General features: G+C 67.4%; 16 protein-coding genes and 2 pseudogenes. 3 read left to right on the forward strand and 15 right to left on the reverse strand.

Annotated features, from left to right (window positions below):
* Positions 1 to 292 precede the first annotated feature (292 nt).
* Positions 293 to 1,705 (forward strand): annotated as a pseudogene (locus BN972_RS30825) (nucleotide-binding protein); the annotation flags it as partial.
* Between the two features lie 90 nt (positions 1,706 to 1,795).
* Here BN972_RS30825 and BN972_RS12480 read toward each other — a convergent pair.
* The 9 genes from BN972_RS12480 to BN972_RS12520 all read right to left on the reverse strand — a co-directional run bounded on the left by BN972_RS12480 (position 1,796) and on the right by BN972_RS12520 (position 7,212).
* Complete coding sequence (locus BN972_RS12480) at positions 1,796 to 2,092, reverse strand: hypothetical protein (RefSeq protein ID WP_036358172.1); 297 nt, start codon at positions 2,090 to 2,092, stop codon at positions 1,796 to 1,798.
* 18 nt (positions 2,093 to 2,110) lie between these two features.
* Positions 2,111 to 2,380, reverse strand: coding sequence for a hypothetical protein (locus BN972_RS12485; RefSeq protein WP_036358176.1), 270 nt, complete (start codon positions 2,378 to 2,380; stop codon positions 2,111 to 2,113).
* Positions 2,381 to 2,451: 71 nt separating this feature from the next.
* Positions 2,452 to 3,270 (reverse strand): ESX secretion-associated protein EspG, encoded by an 819-nt coding sequence (locus BN972_RS12490; protein ID WP_036358179.1) that lies wholly within the window; start codon positions 3,268 to 3,270, stop codon positions 2,452 to 2,454.
* Positions 3,267 to 4,346: a PPE domain-containing protein gene (locus BN972_RS12495; protein ID WP_036358182.1), complete on the reverse strand. Its 1,080-nt coding sequence runs from the start codon at positions 4,344 to 4,346 to the stop codon at positions 3,267 to 3,269. The genes BN972_RS12490 and BN972_RS12495 overlap by 4 nt, the downstream gene beginning before the upstream one ends.
* A 53-nt stretch (positions 4,347 to 4,399) precedes the next feature.
* Complete coding sequence (locus BN972_RS12500) at positions 4,400 to 4,690, reverse strand: PE family protein (protein ID WP_036358185.1); 291 nt, start codon at positions 4,688 to 4,690, stop codon at positions 4,400 to 4,402.
* Positions 4,691 to 4,700: 10 nt separating this feature from the next.
* On the reverse strand, positions 4,701 to 6,089 hold the full coding sequence (locus tag BN972_RS12505; RefSeq protein WP_080696825.1) for a hypothetical protein: 1,389 nt from the start codon (positions 6,087 to 6,089) through the stop codon (positions 4,701 to 4,703).
* Positions 6,090 to 6,099: 10 nt separating this feature from the next.
* Positions 6,100 to 6,390: a hypothetical protein gene (locus BN972_RS12510; protein ID WP_051545417.1), complete on the reverse strand. Its 291-nt coding sequence runs from the start codon at positions 6,388 to 6,390 to the stop codon at positions 6,100 to 6,102.
* A gap of 151 nt (positions 6,391 to 6,541) precedes the next feature.
* A complete protein-coding gene (locus BN972_RS12515; protein ID WP_036358190.1) occupies positions 6,542 to 6,892 on the reverse strand; it encodes a YbaB/EbfC family nucleoid-associated protein in 351 nt (116 codons plus the stop codon).
* The gene (locus tag BN972_RS12520) at positions 6,889 to 7,212 is read right to left on the reverse strand and encodes a hypothetical protein (protein ID WP_036358194.1); all 324 of its coding nucleotides are present in this window, start codon (positions 7,210 to 7,212) and stop codon (positions 6,889 to 6,891) included. Before BN972_RS12520 ends, BN972_RS12515 begins: the two co-directional genes overlap by 4 nt.
* A gap of 220 nt (positions 7,213 to 7,432) precedes the next feature.
* Between BN972_RS12520 and eccA the strand changes: the two genes are divergently transcribed.
* Together eccA and BN972_RS31190 are read left to right on the forward strand one after the other, a co-directional pair.
* Positions 7,433 to 9,268: a type VII secretion AAA-ATPase EccA gene (gene eccA / locus BN972_RS12525; protein WP_036358198.1), complete on the forward strand. Its 1,836-nt coding sequence runs from the start codon at positions 7,433 to 7,435 to the stop codon at positions 9,266 to 9,268.
* Positions 9,268 to 10,725 carry a MinD/ParA family ATP-binding protein gene (locus BN972_RS31190; RefSeq protein WP_051545418.1) on the forward strand — a complete coding sequence of 486 codons (1,458 nt, stop codon included), beginning with the start codon at positions 9,268 to 9,270 and terminating at the stop codon, positions 10,723 to 10,725. Before eccA ends, BN972_RS31190 begins: the two co-directional genes overlap by 1 nt.
* Positions 10,726 to 10,728: 3 nt before the next feature.
* Here BN972_RS31190 and BN972_RS12535 read toward each other — a convergent pair whose 3' ends face one another.
* From BN972_RS12535 to BN972_RS12555, 6 genes and pseudogenes are all read right to left on the reverse strand, one after another.
* Positions 10,729 to 12,222: a class I adenylate-forming enzyme family protein gene (locus tag BN972_RS12535; RefSeq protein ID WP_036358201.1), complete on the reverse strand. Its 1,494-nt coding sequence runs from the start codon at positions 12,220 to 12,222 to the stop codon at positions 10,729 to 10,731.
* On the reverse strand, positions 12,219 to 13,154 hold the full coding sequence (locus tag BN972_RS12540) for an acyl-CoA dehydrogenase family protein (RefSeq protein ID WP_036358204.1): 936 nt from the start codon (positions 13,152 to 13,154) through the stop codon (positions 12,219 to 12,221). The genes BN972_RS12535 and BN972_RS12540 overlap by 4 nt, the downstream gene beginning before the upstream one ends.
* Positions 13,151 to 14,308 carry an acyl-CoA dehydrogenase family protein gene (locus BN972_RS12545; RefSeq protein WP_172831150.1) on the reverse strand — a complete coding sequence of 386 codons (1,158 nt, stop codon included), beginning with the start codon at positions 14,306 to 14,308 and terminating at the stop codon, positions 13,151 to 13,153. The genes BN972_RS12540 and BN972_RS12545 overlap by 4 nt, the downstream gene beginning before the upstream one ends.
* Positions 14,305 to 14,754 carry an acyl-CoA dehydrogenase family protein gene (locus BN972_RS31355; RefSeq protein WP_455709862.1) on the reverse strand — a complete coding sequence of 150 codons (450 nt, stop codon included), beginning with the start codon at positions 14,752 to 14,754 and terminating at the stop codon, positions 14,305 to 14,307. The genes BN972_RS12545 and BN972_RS31355 overlap by 4 nt, the downstream gene beginning before the upstream one ends.
* A 21-nt stretch (positions 14,755 to 14,775) precedes the next feature.
* A pseudogene (locus BN972_RS31360) lies at positions 14,776 to 15,399 on the reverse strand (acyl-CoA dehydrogenase family protein); the annotation flags it as partial.
* On the reverse strand, positions 15,396 to 16,472 hold the full coding sequence (locus tag BN972_RS12555; RefSeq protein ID WP_036358210.1) for an acyl-CoA dehydrogenase family protein: 1,077 nt from the start codon (positions 16,470 to 16,472) through the stop codon (positions 15,396 to 15,398). The pseudogene BN972_RS31360 and the gene BN972_RS12555, both read right to left, overlap by 4 nt.
* Positions 16,473 to 16,474: the final 2 nt, after the last annotated feature.

Raw genomic sequence — 16,474 nt, forward strand, 5'->3', positions numbered from 1 at the left:
GTCTACAGCCGTGTCGGAGCAACCATCCGGGGCCGGTGAACTCGATGAGATCGAGGCCCGCGCCGCGGCCCTGCTCGAGCAGATGGCCGCCAAGAGAGCACAAGTTTCGGCGCCACCGGAACCGACGGAGATCGAATCGATATCGGTCGAGGACTCGGAGGCTTTCGACGAACCGGACGCTGAGGCACCGAACTGGCTGTCCTCCGATTTCGTCAGCGCGGTGGACGAGCCGGTCGATCCTTCGTCGGACGCCGTAGCTGATCTCGCGGAGTCAGCCCAGGCGGTAGGCGACGACGAACGCGCCGAGGCCGCCACCGTTGTAACGGCCGAGGAGCCTGCGGCGTCTGATGTTCCGGACGGCCCTGCCGAAGCGGAGGACGAAACGAAGGTCGCGCCGGTCCGTCGTCCGGCGCCCCCGCCGTGGCAGATGCCGAGTCCGATCATGTCCGCGGAGATCGAAGAAGTGGTGGTTGACCCGCCACAAGAATCACCGCCACCTGCCCCCGAGTATCGCGAAACACCCGCTCCGCAAAGCGATCTGCCGCCACCCAGGCCGCAATTGCGCCCGCCGCTACCCCCCGCTGGACTACCGCCCTGGCCGTTACCGCCGCCGCCTGGCCCGTTTCCACCGCCGCCGTGGTGGCCTGGACCGCCGCCGGGTCGGCGTCTCGCGCCGAAGGCGCGACCCGCCGCCTCCGCGCCGGCTCCGGTTCAGCCGCCGCCGCCACGACCGGCACCGCCGCCCGTGGCCCCGCCGTACCAGCCGCTGCGTGTACCCCCGTCGATCGATGAAGCCGAGATCACCGATCCCGGTCGGTTTGCGCCGCCGTCGGGTTGGCGCCGGGCCGTGCACAAGGCGACGTCAGGTCATGTCAACCCCGGAGCGTCCCGCAAAGAACGCCGGCAGGAACATCTGCTCGCCGAGATCCGGCAGCCGATCGTCGGGGACTTCCGTATCGCGGTGCTTTCGATCAAGGGTGGGGTCGGAAAGACCACCACCACATTCGGTTTGGGTTCGGCGTTGGCGACCGTGCGCCATGACCGGGTGATCGCCGTCGATGCCAACCCGGACCGGGGGACGCTGGGGGAGCGGGTGGGTGACGCGTCGACGCCCTCAACCGTGCGTGACCTGTTGTCCGACCCGAACATCCACCGCTACGCCGACGTGCGCAATCACACCTTGATGGCCACCAGCCGCCTGGAAGTGCTTGCCAGCGAACAGGATCCGGCGGTGTCCGAGGTTTTCGGAGCCGAAGACTACCGGCGCACCGTCGACATTCTGCGCCACTTCTACAACATCATCCTGACCGATTGCGGCACCGGCATCATGCATTCGGCGATGTCGGCGATACTCGACCTCGCGCACTCCATCGTGCTGGTAAGCTCGCCGGCCATCGACGCCGCACGCAGCGCCTCGGCCACGTTGGATTGGCTGGTGCAGCATGGACATTCCGGGCTAGTCCGGGAAGCGCACGTGGTGCTCAGTGCCTCTCGTCCGGGTTCCGCCGCGCTCAAGCTGGACAAGGTGTACGAGCATTTCCAATCACGTTGCCGTTCCATCCATTTGATCCCCTTCGACCCGCACCTTGCCGAGGGCGCGGATGTCGACTTCGGCCGATTGAATCCCGCGACGAGGCAGGCATACCTGGAGCTGGCCGGGTCCGTCGCGGAGAACTTCGGGCGATTGCGCGCCCCGCGCGAGTAGTGAACCGCCGGCACTCCCAAGCCAACCTCGCGGTGGTCAAGACAGCGAAACCCGGACCCACCAACGGTGAGCCCGGGTTCGCGGGCAACATCAGCCCAGGATGTTGGCGGCCTGGCTGTTGTCGAGGTCCTGCACCAGCTGGTTCTGGTCGACCGCCCGGATCTGCGTGGCGTGCAGATCCTGAATGATCTCGTCCATCTCCTGGGAGAACTTGAGGCGAAGCCCATTGATCTCCTCGGGAGCGTGTCCCGTGTAGGGGCCCGACGTCAGGGTGTTGAACAGACCGTCGATCTCGGTCCGCATCTGCTCCGCGTCGGCGGTGATGCTTCGGATGGCGTCGAGGGTGTTGTAGTTCGCCTCGAAGTTGTACTTGATCCCGTATGACATGAGCTGTTACCTGACTTCCTAGGCGTCGATATTGCGGTGGGCCTGAATGTATTCCATGGAGCTGGTGGCAAGGCGGTCGGTTTGCGCCTGGATCTGGCGCATGTGGTCGAGGTGCTCAACCATCCGGTTGTGGAACATCTGCGCCTGGTTGCCGTGCCAGTTCAGGTTGACCATCTCCTGGACTTCGTTCTCCATCTTGACCAGAAGCTGGTCCGTGGTCCGCAGATGTTCGTTGATGTTCTTGACATGCGGATCGGCATCTTCGGTTACTTCAAATGGGTGCGACATGCAATTCTCCCTTTCCTAAAGTGGCCTCGATTGAAGAGGACACCGTGGTCTGATTTCTGCGCAGTACCGTGCTAAACCAATGACGCCTCCCATTGGTCTGTCGACAACTCGACAAGTTGACCGATCGCTTGGCCGATCGCGTGATCCGAGCCCGGCTTCAACGTCGTCCACAGTTGCCCGCTCGGCGAAGCGCTCGGCGCGCCCACGATTCGTCCCCTCCTGGTGTAGAACACCCCTACCGCTGCCGGTTGCCGCGAGATGCGGTCCTGATCGGTACACAGGGCGTAGTAGACGACTTCGGCGAACGCCATTCGAGACGACAGCGCGGACCCCAGCACCATCGCCGCGCGCGGCTCAGCGCCCATGGCCCGCACCCGATCGGCCAGCTGCGCTGCATCGTGAGTTCCCAGCAGGTTTCGGCTCACCAACTCCGTCGGTGCACCCACCGGTGTCACCTGCGCGGCCTCGGACCGGGGGAGCCGGCCGATCAGGGCCTGGCCGGCCCAGGCCAGCCCGGCCGATCCCTCGGCGACCTGCAACGCGATCTCGTTGCCTACCCGCCGAGCCGCCACACCCAATGCGCCACAACGGATTACGCATACCCTGGCGATACCGTCGGGGGTGACCAGGCGCATCGCGAGTTCGCGGTCCGGGCGGTGCAACGCCCGCAGGATCGGCACCAGGTCCGGTTCGATCACCCCGTCGGCGATCAGGCCGCGCGAAACCAGGCTGCGGGTGGCCGCGTCGAACGCCGCCTCGAGGCCATCCACGGTGTCGTTGCGCGGCCGCACGTCCAGCACCGTCGGAAACTCGTGAACGCCGATCCGCGACCCGACGACTTGCAGCTCGTCCTCGGTGAGGGTGAAACCGGTTTGGACCGCGGTCGTCACAGGCTCACCTCCTGCTCGGCGCCGATTACCGGCGGCGATACCCAGCGGTCGGAAACTTGCTGCAGCGTGCGCTCCGGTTCCTCGGCGAAGCCCTCCACCTGCTGCGGCTCCGGCACGGCCAGGTCATCGAAGATCGCGGTGGTCGGGCCCCAGCTCACGTGGGAGACGGTGAACGGAGCGTCACTCTGCGCTGCCGCGGGCAACCAGGATTGGCCGCCGTCGGACAGGCCGGCGCCGGGCTCTCCGGCCCCTTCGAGCGGCTCCGCCTCGCGGAAGGACTCGTAGGATTGGCCGCCGCCCTCGCGGCGGTGACCGGCCATCGGCGCGTAACCGCCTGCGCCACGGCCCATCCCGCCGCCGCCGGACCCATTGGAGGAGAAGCTGGTCTTCTTCAGCTCCTTGGCGTCTTGGCTCCCTTTGACGGGTGTGGCCAGCATGGGCGAAAGCTGCCGCGGTGCCGCACCACCGCCTCCGCCGCCCCCGTGTGACCCACCGCCGGACTTCCCGTCCTTTTCGGCTTTGATGGCGGCGCCGTTGACGATCTGCGGGGGCACCGGCTGTTCCCACGGTTGAGCCAATTCGCCGACGGCGTCCTCGTAGCGACTCATCACCGCAGCGGCATCGGCCTGCTGGGCCGACGCGGCCTCCTCGAACTCGGCGAAACTGCCCTGCAGCACCGCGCCGTTGTACGCCGACAACGAAGCCATCATGTCTTGTGCGGCTTTGGCTTCGATGGCTTCGGACACGCTCGGCATCGACAGGATTGCGACCGTGTTGGCCACCGCGGCTTCCTCGGCCCGTCGTCCGTTCGCGGCCGCGCTCAGGCTCGCCGCCTGCAGCCACTTGCCGAACGCTTCGAGTCTGCCCACCACAGCTTCGGAGGCGTTGCTCTCCCACGAATTTCGAACGCTCTCGATGATCCGGTCGTAGTCCGCGGAGATCTTGGCGAACTCGTTGGCCACCCGAATCCACGCGGCACCGGCTTCACCCACCGACGAGGGCCCGGGGCCCTCGGTCAGGTCGCGCGCCAGCTGCTCAGTGCTGCGCGATTCCCATACGACATTCGTGAATCCCATTACCGTGGCCCCCCTTTCGTTTCCTCAGCGCTGTGTCGACGTGATTGGCGCGCTCAGTCCGCCAAGTCCGTTTCGGCGATACGTCCGGCATGCGAACGCATTGCGGCGGATACCTCGTGTATCTCGGTGGCGCCCTGGTCGGAGGCTTTGGTGAACGAACCGAGCACCTCGTTGAGGGTGTGGGCGACCCGTTGCGACACCTCATCCTGACCCGAGGCGATGGTCGTGAGGTTGGGCGTCTCGGTCTGGATCACGCGTTGCATGCGGCCGGCGAGCTCGTCGAGTTGCCGGGTGACCTCGGTGACCTCGTCGGGCCGGATCGACAGTCGGTTGTACTCGGTCATATCGGTGCTCCTAGATTCGAAGTTTGACGTCAGGGCTGTCGTCGGGATCTATTGCGGTGTCGCCGATTACGGGCGGACTGGCGTGGCCGAGATCACCTACGATCTCGCCGCCCTGATCGGTCGTGTGCAGGAACGCCGCGGACGTGTGGCTGCCGCTGGCACCCGCCTTGCCGCCTTGCGCGCCGTAGCCCGCCGCGCCGGGGGCCATCATTCCCGCCCCGGCTATCCCGGCCGCGCCGCCGGACGGGCGCGCCATCGCGGTGCGGGCCACTGCGGCGGCGGCGTTGTTCTCGTTCTGGACCAGCGGCGACGAAGGCATCATCCGGGCCGGCGTCGTCGCCGCGGCACCGCCACCGCCATGCCCGCCACCGCTGGGATGTGCCGCGCTGACCATCCGGCCGGTGTGGCCCAGCGCCGACGCCGGCCCGGCGGCACCCGCTCCCTGCGCCGCCTGACCCAGGCCGGAAGCCAGACTGGTGCCCGCCTGCATGCCCGCCTGCAGGGCCTGCGTCCCGGCCTGGACGCCCATCGTCAGCGGCATCATGCCCGCCTGTAGGGCGGGGCCGATCATGCTCATTCCCACCGACAGCATCGGGCCGAGCATGCCCATCGCCATCTCGGGTCCCTGGGTGACCGCGATGGGGGCTCCGGTGGCGGTGGTGGCCGCCGCCTGGCTGGTGAGCGTGCTTTCCAGCTCGGTGATGCACTCGGTCGCCAGCGCGCTGGCGCGCGACGCGGACTCGACCATGTTCGGCGCGGTCCACGGCAGACCGGCCGCCAGCGCCTCGAGTTCGTTCTGGCACTGGGTCAGAATCTCGATCAGCCGCGCCTGGCCTTGCTCGACATTGGCTGCGGCGGCGGTGAATTCGCCGCCCAGCGCGGTTCCCTGCGCACCGACAGCGGCACCGTTGGCCAGCGTCTCGCCGGTCTTTGCCGCTGCCGCGGTCGCGCCGGCACCCGACCAGCCCTGGCCGCCCATGCCGCCCATCATCTGGCCTAACGATTGCTGCAGCCCGCCGGCGGCTTGCTGGAACGCCTGGGTGACGCCACCGAACATCTGCGTCGGATTCATGCCCTGGAAAACGCCAGGACCCAGCGTGCCGAGCATGTCAGTGACCGGCTTGAGCAACCCGCTGGCGAAGTTGCTGCCCATGCCGCCCGGCCCTTGGGCGCCGGCGAACTCCGCGGGAATGCCTTCGCCGCCGAGATCACCGAACTCCGGCCCGCCGGTGGGCAGTTGGCCCAGATTGAACTGGTTCAAAATGTCCTGCACCGGCCGGTTGAGCCAGGCTTGCAGATCGTTCTCCAGTTGATTGATCACAGGCTGGTGGTCGAAGCCCGCCGCCGGGTCAAACTGGCCGGGTAACCCTGCGTCCGCGGCAGGGTCAGTGGTTCCCATGGCGTACGGCCTAGACGCCGGTGACGGCGTCGGCGGCGGCGTGCGCCGCGTCCGACACGTGCGTGGCCACACCCAACAGCGCGTGGTTGGTCGCCGTCAGCATGCCGCTCATCACGTTGTTCGCCGTCGACTCGTACATCGCCGGAATCATGTTCGCCGCCGCGATCGGTCCCAACGCCATGGAGAACGAACTCAACTGCGCCGGGGTGACGGTGCTGAACGCGGACGTGATTGCCGTACACGCCGCCTCTTGAGCCGCGACGAGCCCCTGCATGAAGTCGGGTTGCATTGCGAATGTCATGTGCTGCTTCTTTCCCCCAGAAATCCCGCCCTGCCTGCGGCTTACGCTGGTCTTTCCACCATAAGGGCCCCCGCCGGTAATAAACTGCACGGATTTTAAGCAGACTTTCAAGATCACCGCGATTTACGTGTGTGCAATAAGCACAATTTATTTATTCCGGCTCGACGATGGTGCCGTCAGAACGCACCAGCGGAGCCTTCTGCAGCTCGGCCATGCGGGCGGTGAATTCCTTGAGCAGGAAGTTGTACCGCTCGGCGGCGACCTTGGCCGCGGCTTGCGCGGTTTCGACGATCAGGGTGGCCAGGGCGTCGGGGTCAAGGCGACCGGCAGCCGCCCCCAGCCACAGACCGGTCAGCTGTCCGAGCCCGTCGACCTCGGCGCTGACCGCCCGGTCGCGGCTGGTCACCCGAGCGGTGATGGTCCTGGACTGTTCGGTCATCGACTGCAGGAGATCGCGTTGCTTGATGGCCCGCGCGATCACCGATTGCGCCAGGCTGGTCATACCGACCTCATCCAGGTCGGTGGGGCTTCGTCGTCGTCACCGAGCAGTGCCTCCTCGGCCTGGGCGAGATCCTCCTCGGTCGGCAGGCCGAGTTCGCGGATCACCGACGCGGTGAACCCCCGGCCGACCAGCTCCCGGCGATAGGCCACCTGCGCCCGCATCGCCGACAGCCGGCACAGCGCCAGGATGTCGTTCGCCAGTTCCTGGGGCGGCCGGTCGAGTTCGCTGCGGTCGATCTTCAGGGCCGTCGGCAGGCCGCGCTCGGTGGTGACGACGGCGATGGTCCCGGAGCGGGATCGAACCGGTTGTTGTTGCGGCATGTAGGACCTCCACCCGTCGCCGGCTGTCCTCATTTTCGTCTGAGATTTGGCGCGGTAATGAAACTCGTCGGATCGGTACAATAACTTTCTACCGCTACAACTTGGGGGAAAGGGACGTGAATTCGCCTCGCGGCCGCACCCGGCAGCGGACCCAATTTTTTGCGGCGCGAACTCCCGTGGCGCCGGGACTAGCAGGACTAGCAGTAAGGACACGGAGCACATGCCTGGCACCAGGGACGCGCAGCGGGTCTTCGACGCGGGCGTGCTGTCACTGGGAATCCCGATCGAGGGGTTGGAGACCGACCGCGACGTGCAGTACGCGGCGTTGGCGTTCAAACGTGCCACCGAACACGACCCGCAGATGAGCGACGCCTGGTTGGGGCGCGCGGCGGCCGGCGACACCAGCAGCGAGGTGCTCTACCACCTCTGGCGGACCAGCAAGGAGAACCTCAACCGCGAACAGCGCCGCCTCGGTTTGGCGCGGCACGCGTTGTGTGGCCGGTTCCAGACGGGGCTGTACCTGGATTACACGCTGAGCACCCTGACCGAGGTGTGGCTGGCGTATGCGGCGAGCTTGATCGCGGGCAAGGACTACGCGGAGGCCGAGCGGGTGCTCGACGAGCTGGACACCATGCGCCGCTCCATGCCCGATGGCGACTCCGAATCCGCCGAGATTTGCGCCTATGTCCGGGCGGTGCTGCATTTCACCACCCAGCGCTGGCCGGATGTCCTTGCTGCGCTGGCGAATTCGTCTTCGTTCCGGGACGAGTACATCAGCGCCGGAGCGCATCTGATGGTGGGGTCCGCCTGCGCGCAGATGGGGTTGTTCGGCGAAGGTATCCGCCGCTTGGACCAGGCGATCGACGGGCCGATCCCGGGCGCAAGCCGCGCGGCCGAGTTCTGCAAGGGCCTGACGCTGCGCGAAATGGGCAAAGAAGCCGAGGCCAGAACCATCTTCGAACGGATCTATAGCGAAGAGCCCGGATTCGAAGCGAATGCCGCGGCGCTGCATGACCCGAAGTACCGCCTCATCATCAGCACCCGGGAAGACATCGATTCGCGCACCGACAAGTGGGATCCGGCCACCGCGCGCAGTGCCCGCGATCTGGACGCCGACAGCCTTCACGAGCGCGGCAACGAGTACCTGCGGGCCGCCGCGCTGGAGCTGGACCGGCAGATCGGGCTGACCGACGTCAAACTGCAGGTGGCCAAACTGCGGTCGGCCGCCAAGTTGGCCAAGGTCCGCGAAGGCAAGGGGCTCAGCGCCGCCGCCCGCAGCCTGCACCTGGTGTTCACCGGGCCGCCGGGCACCGGCAAGACCACAATCGCCCGGGTGGTCGCTCAGGTCTATTGCGGGCTGGGACTGCTCAAGACGCCAGCGGTGATCGAGGCCAAGCGCAGTGATTTCGTCGGCGAGCACCTGGGCAGCACGGCGATCAAGACCTCCGCGCTGATCGACTCGGCGATGGACGGGGTGCTGTTCATCGACGAGGCGTACACCCTGATCCAAACGGGACTGGCCGGTGGCGACGCCTTCGGCCGCGAGGCAGTGGACACCCTGCTGGCCCGCATGGAGAATGACCGCGACCGGCTGGTGGTGATCATCGCCGGATACGACGCCGAGATTGACCGCTTCCTGGCCGCCAACGAGGGGATGGCCTCCCGATTCACCAAGCGCATCCGGTTCGCGTCCTACAACCCGACCGAGCTGGGCGACATCGGCCGGCTGATCGCCAAGACCCGCGACTCGGAGTTGACCCAGCAGGCGTATGACGAACTGGTCGCCGCCTGCACACGGCTCTACCACAGCGAGTCCGTGGACGAATCCGGCCAGCTCCGGCGCGATATCGACCTGGTCGGCAACGGGCGGTTCGTCCGAAACGTGATCGAGACGGCCGAAGAGGAGCGCGAGTATCGGCTGAGCGAACGTCCGGACGTCAGCGTCGAGGACCTCGATGAAGCGGAGTTGATGCGCATCGAGGTCGGCGACATGCGCGCCGCTCTGGAAAATGTACTGGGTATGTCATCCCGCCAGTTGAGCTCGAGAACGCGATAGTGGACAACGCCGAGACCCCAAGGCCCGTAACGGCTTTCAAACGCAGCAGCGACGCGGACACCAACCCGATCCCGGTGGCGCAAATCCAGGCCAAGCTTGCCGAAGAGGCTGTGCTCGCCGAGGGGGCCACGCAAGCCAAGGGGACCGAGCACGCCGGCGCCGACGAGGTGCCGCCGCCCGCGGAGCGGCCAAGCCCGTCAACCGCGGGGACCCGGGTGATCGACGTGCCGCCCGTCCCGACGGCCGCTGCGGTTGCGCCCGACGCACCGGCCCAGCCGCCGGTGCGCCCGGCCCCGATACCCGGGCGCCCAGCAGCGGCCGAAGCAACGGCCCCCGTGCCCGGGCCTCCACCGCCCGCACGCGCCGCGCCCCCGCCCGCGCCGCGACCCGTCCCGCCGGCGCTACCCACCCCGCCGCAGCTCGATCCACGGTTGAATCAGCCTGCACCGCAGCCGGTCTCAACGCCCTTCACCACCGCCGCCCCTAGCGCGCCGCCGCAACATCAGGGTGTGCACGATCCGCGGATGCCGTCGCACACCGACCTGGGCCTGGTGCGTCGGGTGCGCCCACTTCCGCAGAGCGGGTGGCGCAAGGTGGTGCACCGAGTCACCGGGCTCAACCCCAAGGAGTCCGAGCAGGAGAACACCCGCCAGAAGCTGATCGCCAGGGTGAGTCAGCCGGTGCGGGGTGACTACAGCATCGCGGTGTTGTCGATGAAGGGCGGCGTCGGTAAGACCACCACGACGGTTGGGTTGGGGTCTACGTTCGCCGCCATCCGCGGCGACCGGGTTATTGCAGTCGACGCGAACCCCGATTTCGGTACCCTGGCCCAGCGCGGACCCGACCAGAGCCGGTCCACCGTTCGGGATTTATTGCTCGACGACAACATCTTTCGCTACTCAGACATTCGGCGGCACACATCGCAGAGTACGAGTCGCCTGGAAATCCTTGCCTCCGAACGTGATCCGGCTACCTCGGAGGCGTTCTCCGACGCCGATTACCGGGTGGTGATCCGGCTGTTGCAGCGGTTCTACAACCTGATCCTCACCGACTGCGGCACCGGACTGGTGCACTCGGCGATGGAGAGCGTATTGGACGAAGCCGATGCGATTGTGTTGGTGGCGTCGCCGGCCATCGACGCGGCACGCAGCGCGCTGGCGACATTGGATTGGCTGGAGCATCACGGACGCGGTCACTTGGTGCCGAATGCGACCGTCGTCATCAGTGCCGCACGTCCAGGCAAGTCATCGGTGGACCTGGACAAGCTGGCCGCGCAGTTCCTCACCCGCATCCGCGCCGTGCATGTGATCCCGTTCGACGATCACCTGGCGCAGGGTTCAGAGATCGTGCTGGACCTGATGGCCAGTAAGACACGCCAGGCATTCCTCGAACTGGCCGCGTCGATCGCCGACGGGTTCGCGCACACCAAACGCGCCGAACGTAATTCGCGGAGTTGAGACCTACCCGCCGCGTGCTGCGATCATCGCCGACCGGTTGACCTTGGTCGCCGCCGTGCGGGGGATCGCGTCGACGAATTCGACCGTCTTGGGCACCTTGTAGGGAGCGAGCCTGCCCTTGGCGTATTCGATTACCTGCTGGTCGGTCAGCGGACCGGCGGCTTGCACCACGGCGTGCACGCGTCGTCCCCAGTGCGGGTCGGACAGGCCGATGACGACGACGTCGGCGATGTCGGGATGCCCAGACAGCGCCGATTCCACCTCCGCGGGAAAGATATTGGCGCCACCGCTGACGATCATGTCGGCGCGGCGGTCTACCAGGTAGAGAAAGCCGTCTTCGTCGAGGTGGCCGATGTCGCCCGCGGAGCGAAAACCGTCCTCGGTCGACGGCAATGGCGGCGCGCCACCAAGATAGCGGTATCCCGCGCTCATCGGTGCGCGCAGATAGATATCACCGTCTTCGCCCGGGCCGAGCGGCTTCTTGTCGGCATCCAGGATCCGGATTTCGGTGTCCCGGAAGCCGCGGCCCACACTGCCGGGGTGGGTGAGCCACTCGTCGCCACGCAGCGCGGTCAGCCCGAGATTCTCGGTCATGCCGTAGGCCGTGACGATCTGCTCGGGACTGAGCAACTCGAACCAGGTCCGCAACAGCGACGGCGGCATCACCGCGGCGCCCTGCAGGATGAACACGATGCTGGACAGGTCGCGCTCGCGGATGTCGGGCAGCGCGGCGACCCGGGCGAGCATTGTGGGCGTGGCGGTGAAGTTGGTGATCCGGTAGCGCTCGATGGTGTCGACGAACAGCGCGGCGTCGAACTTCTCCAGGATTACCAGGTGATCGCCGCTGAGCAGCATGAGCAGGGTGGCGAAGCCGTTCGTGTGATACATCGGCGCAGGCACCATGATGATCTGCGGTTTGGGCACCGGCGTCCAGTTGGCCAGGAAGGGTTCGCCCTGCTGCGGAATCCACAATGACGGAGCCAGGTTCAGGATCACCTTCGGCACCCCGGTTGAGCCACTGGAGCAAATGCCGTTGGCGGTCGGGGAAACGGCTGTGGGCAGCGGACTTTCGGATTGCGTGGCCGCCAGCGCGTCCAACTCCCAGCGGCTGGTGTCGTCGACCACCACCGCGGGATCGATGACCGCGCGCACCCGCTCGCGTTCCCACTCGGGCAGATCCCAATGCATCGGGATGGGAACAGCGCCGATCTTCCAACATCCGAGCGTGGCCAACACGAGGTGCACCGAGTTCTGGATCGCCAATGCCACCATTGAACCGGTCTGCGCGCCACGGGCAGCCAGTGCCCGTCCCCATTGGTTCGCCCGGGCATCGAGCTCACCGAAGGTGAGGGCCTGCGCGGTGCCGTCCAGCGCGACGACGGTGACCCCCGGATCGTCACGCTGTTGTTCGGCCAACTGTCGCAGCTTGGCGCCGAACGGAACCCCATCCGCGAACGGATCGGGGTTGAGGTCTGCGGTGGCTGGCTGCGTGCTCACGCGGGCACCCGCCGGCTGAACAACGTCTCGAAGTATCCATCGCGTACATCGGGTACCAGTCGCAGGCTGAGCGCCTCCGGGCCCAACGGCAAGCGGATCAGCGGTTGGGTATGGCGGTCCAGCACGCTCACGTCGGACTCATCGCAGAAGCCCAGCGCTCCGAGCAACTGATGCGCGGTGCGCAGCACCTGGCGAGCGGTATCGGCCGCCTTGAGCCGCAGCACCAGAGCGTCCGCCGAAAGCACTTGCACGGGCAGCGATTCCGGCCGGCACAGGGTGTACTTCGCCAGCTCATGGAGCCCGCGCACCGCGACGGCGGCATCCGCCACCGCGAACCGTACGGCCTGGAAGTCGGCCAGCGGCTTGCCGAACTGCACCCGCGCCCGCACATGCTCGGTGGTGATGTGCAGCGCCTGTTGCACGGCCCCCAGAATCCGCCACGATCCCAGCACGAGATGAAGATTAACGTCAGCGAACGGCACGGTCGCCTCGGGTGCCGACAACGTGGCCGGTATGAGGAAGGGGCCCAGTTTGGCGCCTTGCCGGGCACCGGGCTGTACCCGATAGCGGTTGCCGTCGACGTCGGCGGCGATCCAACTACCGGGCAGGTCGCCGTGATCGATGCGCGGAGCCTCGGGATTCACCAAGCTCAGCCGTGCGCCGTCGATCGCCAGCAGTTCCTCGACGAGCGGATACGGCAATGCCGTCGCACCGGCGGATTGACATAGCACCGCGGCGGCCAACAGATCGTCGGACCCCGACCGGACGTCGAGTTCGAATGCGCCGAGCGCGCGCAGGGCATCGCCGGCCGCATCCCGCACGCTGTCGTCGCTCTCCGCGCGCAGCGCCGCCGGCGGCCCACCCAGCCGGGCCAACCGCTTGGCCGAGACCGCCGCGAAATCGCTGATGTCTTGTGGCAGTTCGGTATTCACCGGTGCTCTCCCAACACGTCACGGGCCACCATCATCCGTTGTACCTCGATGGTGCCCGACGCCACGGTGGCCGCCTGCGCGTACCGCCAATGGTCGTCCACGGCCCCGTACAACGCGGCGGACTTGCCGCTGTCCAGTGCCGTCGGCCCCAGCACATCGAAGAGCAGCTCGGCGACCTGTTGATCGCAGGTTGTCGTGGCGATGCGCGCCGCACTGGCCGCCGCCCCGGCCGCCGGGTCATCCTGCAGCGACACCGCCCGGTAAGCCATCAGCCGGGCCACCCGCAGGTCGGCCAGCGCCCGCACCCACCGGGTGCGGATGGATTCGGGCAGCCGGTCCCAGTCGTCCCCGAGCTCGGTCTGCATCCGGTCCAGCAATGACTCGCAGCGCGCGTAGCGAGCGATGCCGACGCGCTCGAAAGCCAGCGCTTCCCGCATCACCCGCCAGCCGTCGCCGGGCTCACCCAGGATGTCTTCGTCGAAGGCCTGCAGATCGTCGAGGAACACCTCGTTGAGGTGATGCGGGCCCAGCATCGACGGAATGCCGCGAACGGTGAAACCCGGGCGGTCCATCGGAATCAGAAACAGACTGAGTCGCTTGGCCTTCGGCGCATCCGGATGGGTGCAGGCCGCCAGCACGCACCACGACGCCATCCGGGCATACGACGTCCAGACCTTCTGGCCGGTGATGCGCCAGCCGTCGCCGTCGCGTACCGCGCGGGTGCGCAATGAGGCGAGGTCGGTTCCGGCTTCCGGCTCGGAGAAGCCCTGGCACCAGATCACCTCGCCGGAGGCGATTCCCGCCAGGTGCTTGGTCTTCTGCTCGGCCGTACCGTGGCGCATGATCGCCGGGCCGACCCAGTTGATGCCCATGTACTGCGGGCCGCGAGGTTCGTAGTTGGCCCACATCTCCTCGCGCAGCACGGTCTGCTGCCAGATCGAACCACCGCCTCCGCCATGCTCTTTCGGCCAGGCCAGCGCGAGCAGCCCCTCGGCGGCCAGCAGCTTGCAGAATGATTCGGTGGTGGCCAGGTCGTCGGGATTGTCGGTGCAGGCGCCGAGGAAGTCCGCGGGTATGTGTTCGGCGATCAGTTGCCGCAGCCGGTGCCGCAGCTCGCCGGCGTCGTCGCCGAGGTCGTAATCCATCCTGGTCATCCCTTCGGCAACCCGAGCACGCGCTCGGCGATGATGTTGCGCTGAACTTCGGAGGTGCCGCCGTAGATGGTGGCGGCCAAGGCGTCCTGGCGCTCGAACAGCAGGTCCGGGTCTGCGGTCGACGCGGGGCCTGCCGCCGCCGCGCTCAATTCCCAAACGCGTTGCAGCGTGACCGATCCCAAAAGCTTCATGGTGTCGGCTTCGGGACTGGGGCGGCCGGCGAGTTCGTTGTTGAGGGCGCGGTAACCGGTGGCCCGGAGCGCTTCGGCATCGGCGAGCAGCGAGCCCAGCTCCGCGTAGATGTCCGCGTCGGCCGTCCCCTTGATCGAGTCCAGACCGCGTTTGATCTCGACCCAGTTCATGATCCAGATCATCTGGCGTTCGTGCTGCAACGAGGACATTGCGACGGTCCAGCCGCCGTTGTACGGGCCCAGCAGGTTGGCCACCGGGACTTCGACGTCATCGAGGAAGACTTCGCAGAAGGTCTCGTCGGAAATCGACGCCATCCGGATCGGTTCGATGCGCACCCCGGCCGACTGCAGATCCAGGATCAGACACGAGATGCCGCGGTGTTTGGGCGCGTCAGGATCGGTGCGGGCATAGAGCGTGCACCAGCGCGACAGATGCGCCTGGGTGGTCCAGATCTTGTGGCCGTTCACCCGGAAGACGTCGCCGTCGCGCTCGGCGCGGGTGCGCAGCCCGGCGAAGTCCGACCCGGCTTCCGGTTCGGACATGCCCAGCGCCCACCATTCGTCACCACGCAGTAGCGGTACCAGCAACCGCTCGATCTGTTCGGGTGTGCCGAACCGGCGGATGCCCGGAGCGGCGACACCGGGCCCGGCGACGTTGGGCAGCTTGGGGGCCGAACGCAGCGCGGCCTCGATGCGGATCTCCATCGCGTCGCGCAAACCCAGCGAGCGGCCGCCATGCTCGGGCGGCCAGGTCGGCTGCAGCCAGCCGGCTTCGAAGGCCGCTCGTTGATAGTCGCGGCGAAGCGGAATGTCCCAGCGGTAGACGCGGTAGCGCTCGTAGTAGTCGGCGGGCAGAAACTCGCGCAACCACACACCGAATTCCGCTACCGCATCACTCATTTTGGGTCTCCCGCGAACCGGCGACCCACCTCGTGATACAGCGCGCGGCTGTCGCCGAGCAGCGCGGCATGCTGCCAGGCGTGCCGGACGTAGAGGTGTGCGTCGTGCTCCCAGGTCTGTCCGAGCGCGCCGTGCACCTGAACGTTGGTGCGCGCGCACGCGGTCGCGGCGTCGGCTGCGGCCGCTTTGGCCAAAGCCGCCGTGGTCCAGGCGGCCCCGGGACGCTCCAGGCGTGCCGCCGCGGCATAGGTAAGGCTGCGGGCCCGCTCCACGCTGACGTAGTTGTCCGCCAGCGCGTGCTTGATGCCCTGAAACGCGCCGATCGGAACGCCGAACTGCCGTCGGGTCCTGGCGTGCTCCACCGATCGCTGCAGGGCGGCGCTCGCCACCCCGACCAGATCGGCGGCGGCCGCCACCAACGGCGCCGCCAGGGCCGCCTCCACGGATTCCACCGACGCGACGGCTACCGGCTCGGCGTCCACTTCGATATCGGCACCGGGCTGGGCGGGGTTGGTCGACTCGCCCGTGGCGATCGTGACGCCGTCACCGGTGCGCGCGACAACCGCCACCGTTCCGTTGTCCGACTCGGCCACTGTGACGATCAGTTCGGCGCGCGCCACGTTCGGCACGGCGGCGGCACGTCCGCGCAGCCGCCCGTTCTGCAACGTCATCGGCACACCCGGTAGTCGCCGCCCGGGGGAGTGCACCGCCAGGGTCGCGACCGTCCCGGTCGCGATGTCGGCCAGCACCGGGGCCGCGCCGTTGTGGCCGGGCGGGTCGATGGCACGCAGCACGCCCGCGGCCAGGCCAACGCTGCTCAACAGCGGGATCGGGGCGATGGCGGCACCGCACTCCTCAAGGATCACCGTCAGCTCGACGGGACCGAAGTCGCCAGAGGTATCCTGCGTCGCGAGTTCGGTCCAGCCCAGCTCAACTACCGTCTTCCACAGGGCGCGCCAGCGCTCGGGATCCGTGACGGCCTGGCGGGCGGCGTCGGCGGGACACTCGGCGCGCAGGATCGCACGCACGGTGTCGCGCAGCGACAGCTGCTCTGAAGTCAGACCGACATCCATAA

Source organism: Mycobacterium asiaticum DSM 44297 (assembly GCF_000613245.1).
GTDB classification, from domain to species: Bacteria; Actinomycetota; Actinomycetes; order Mycobacteriales; family Mycobacteriaceae; genus Mycobacterium; species Mycobacterium asiaticum.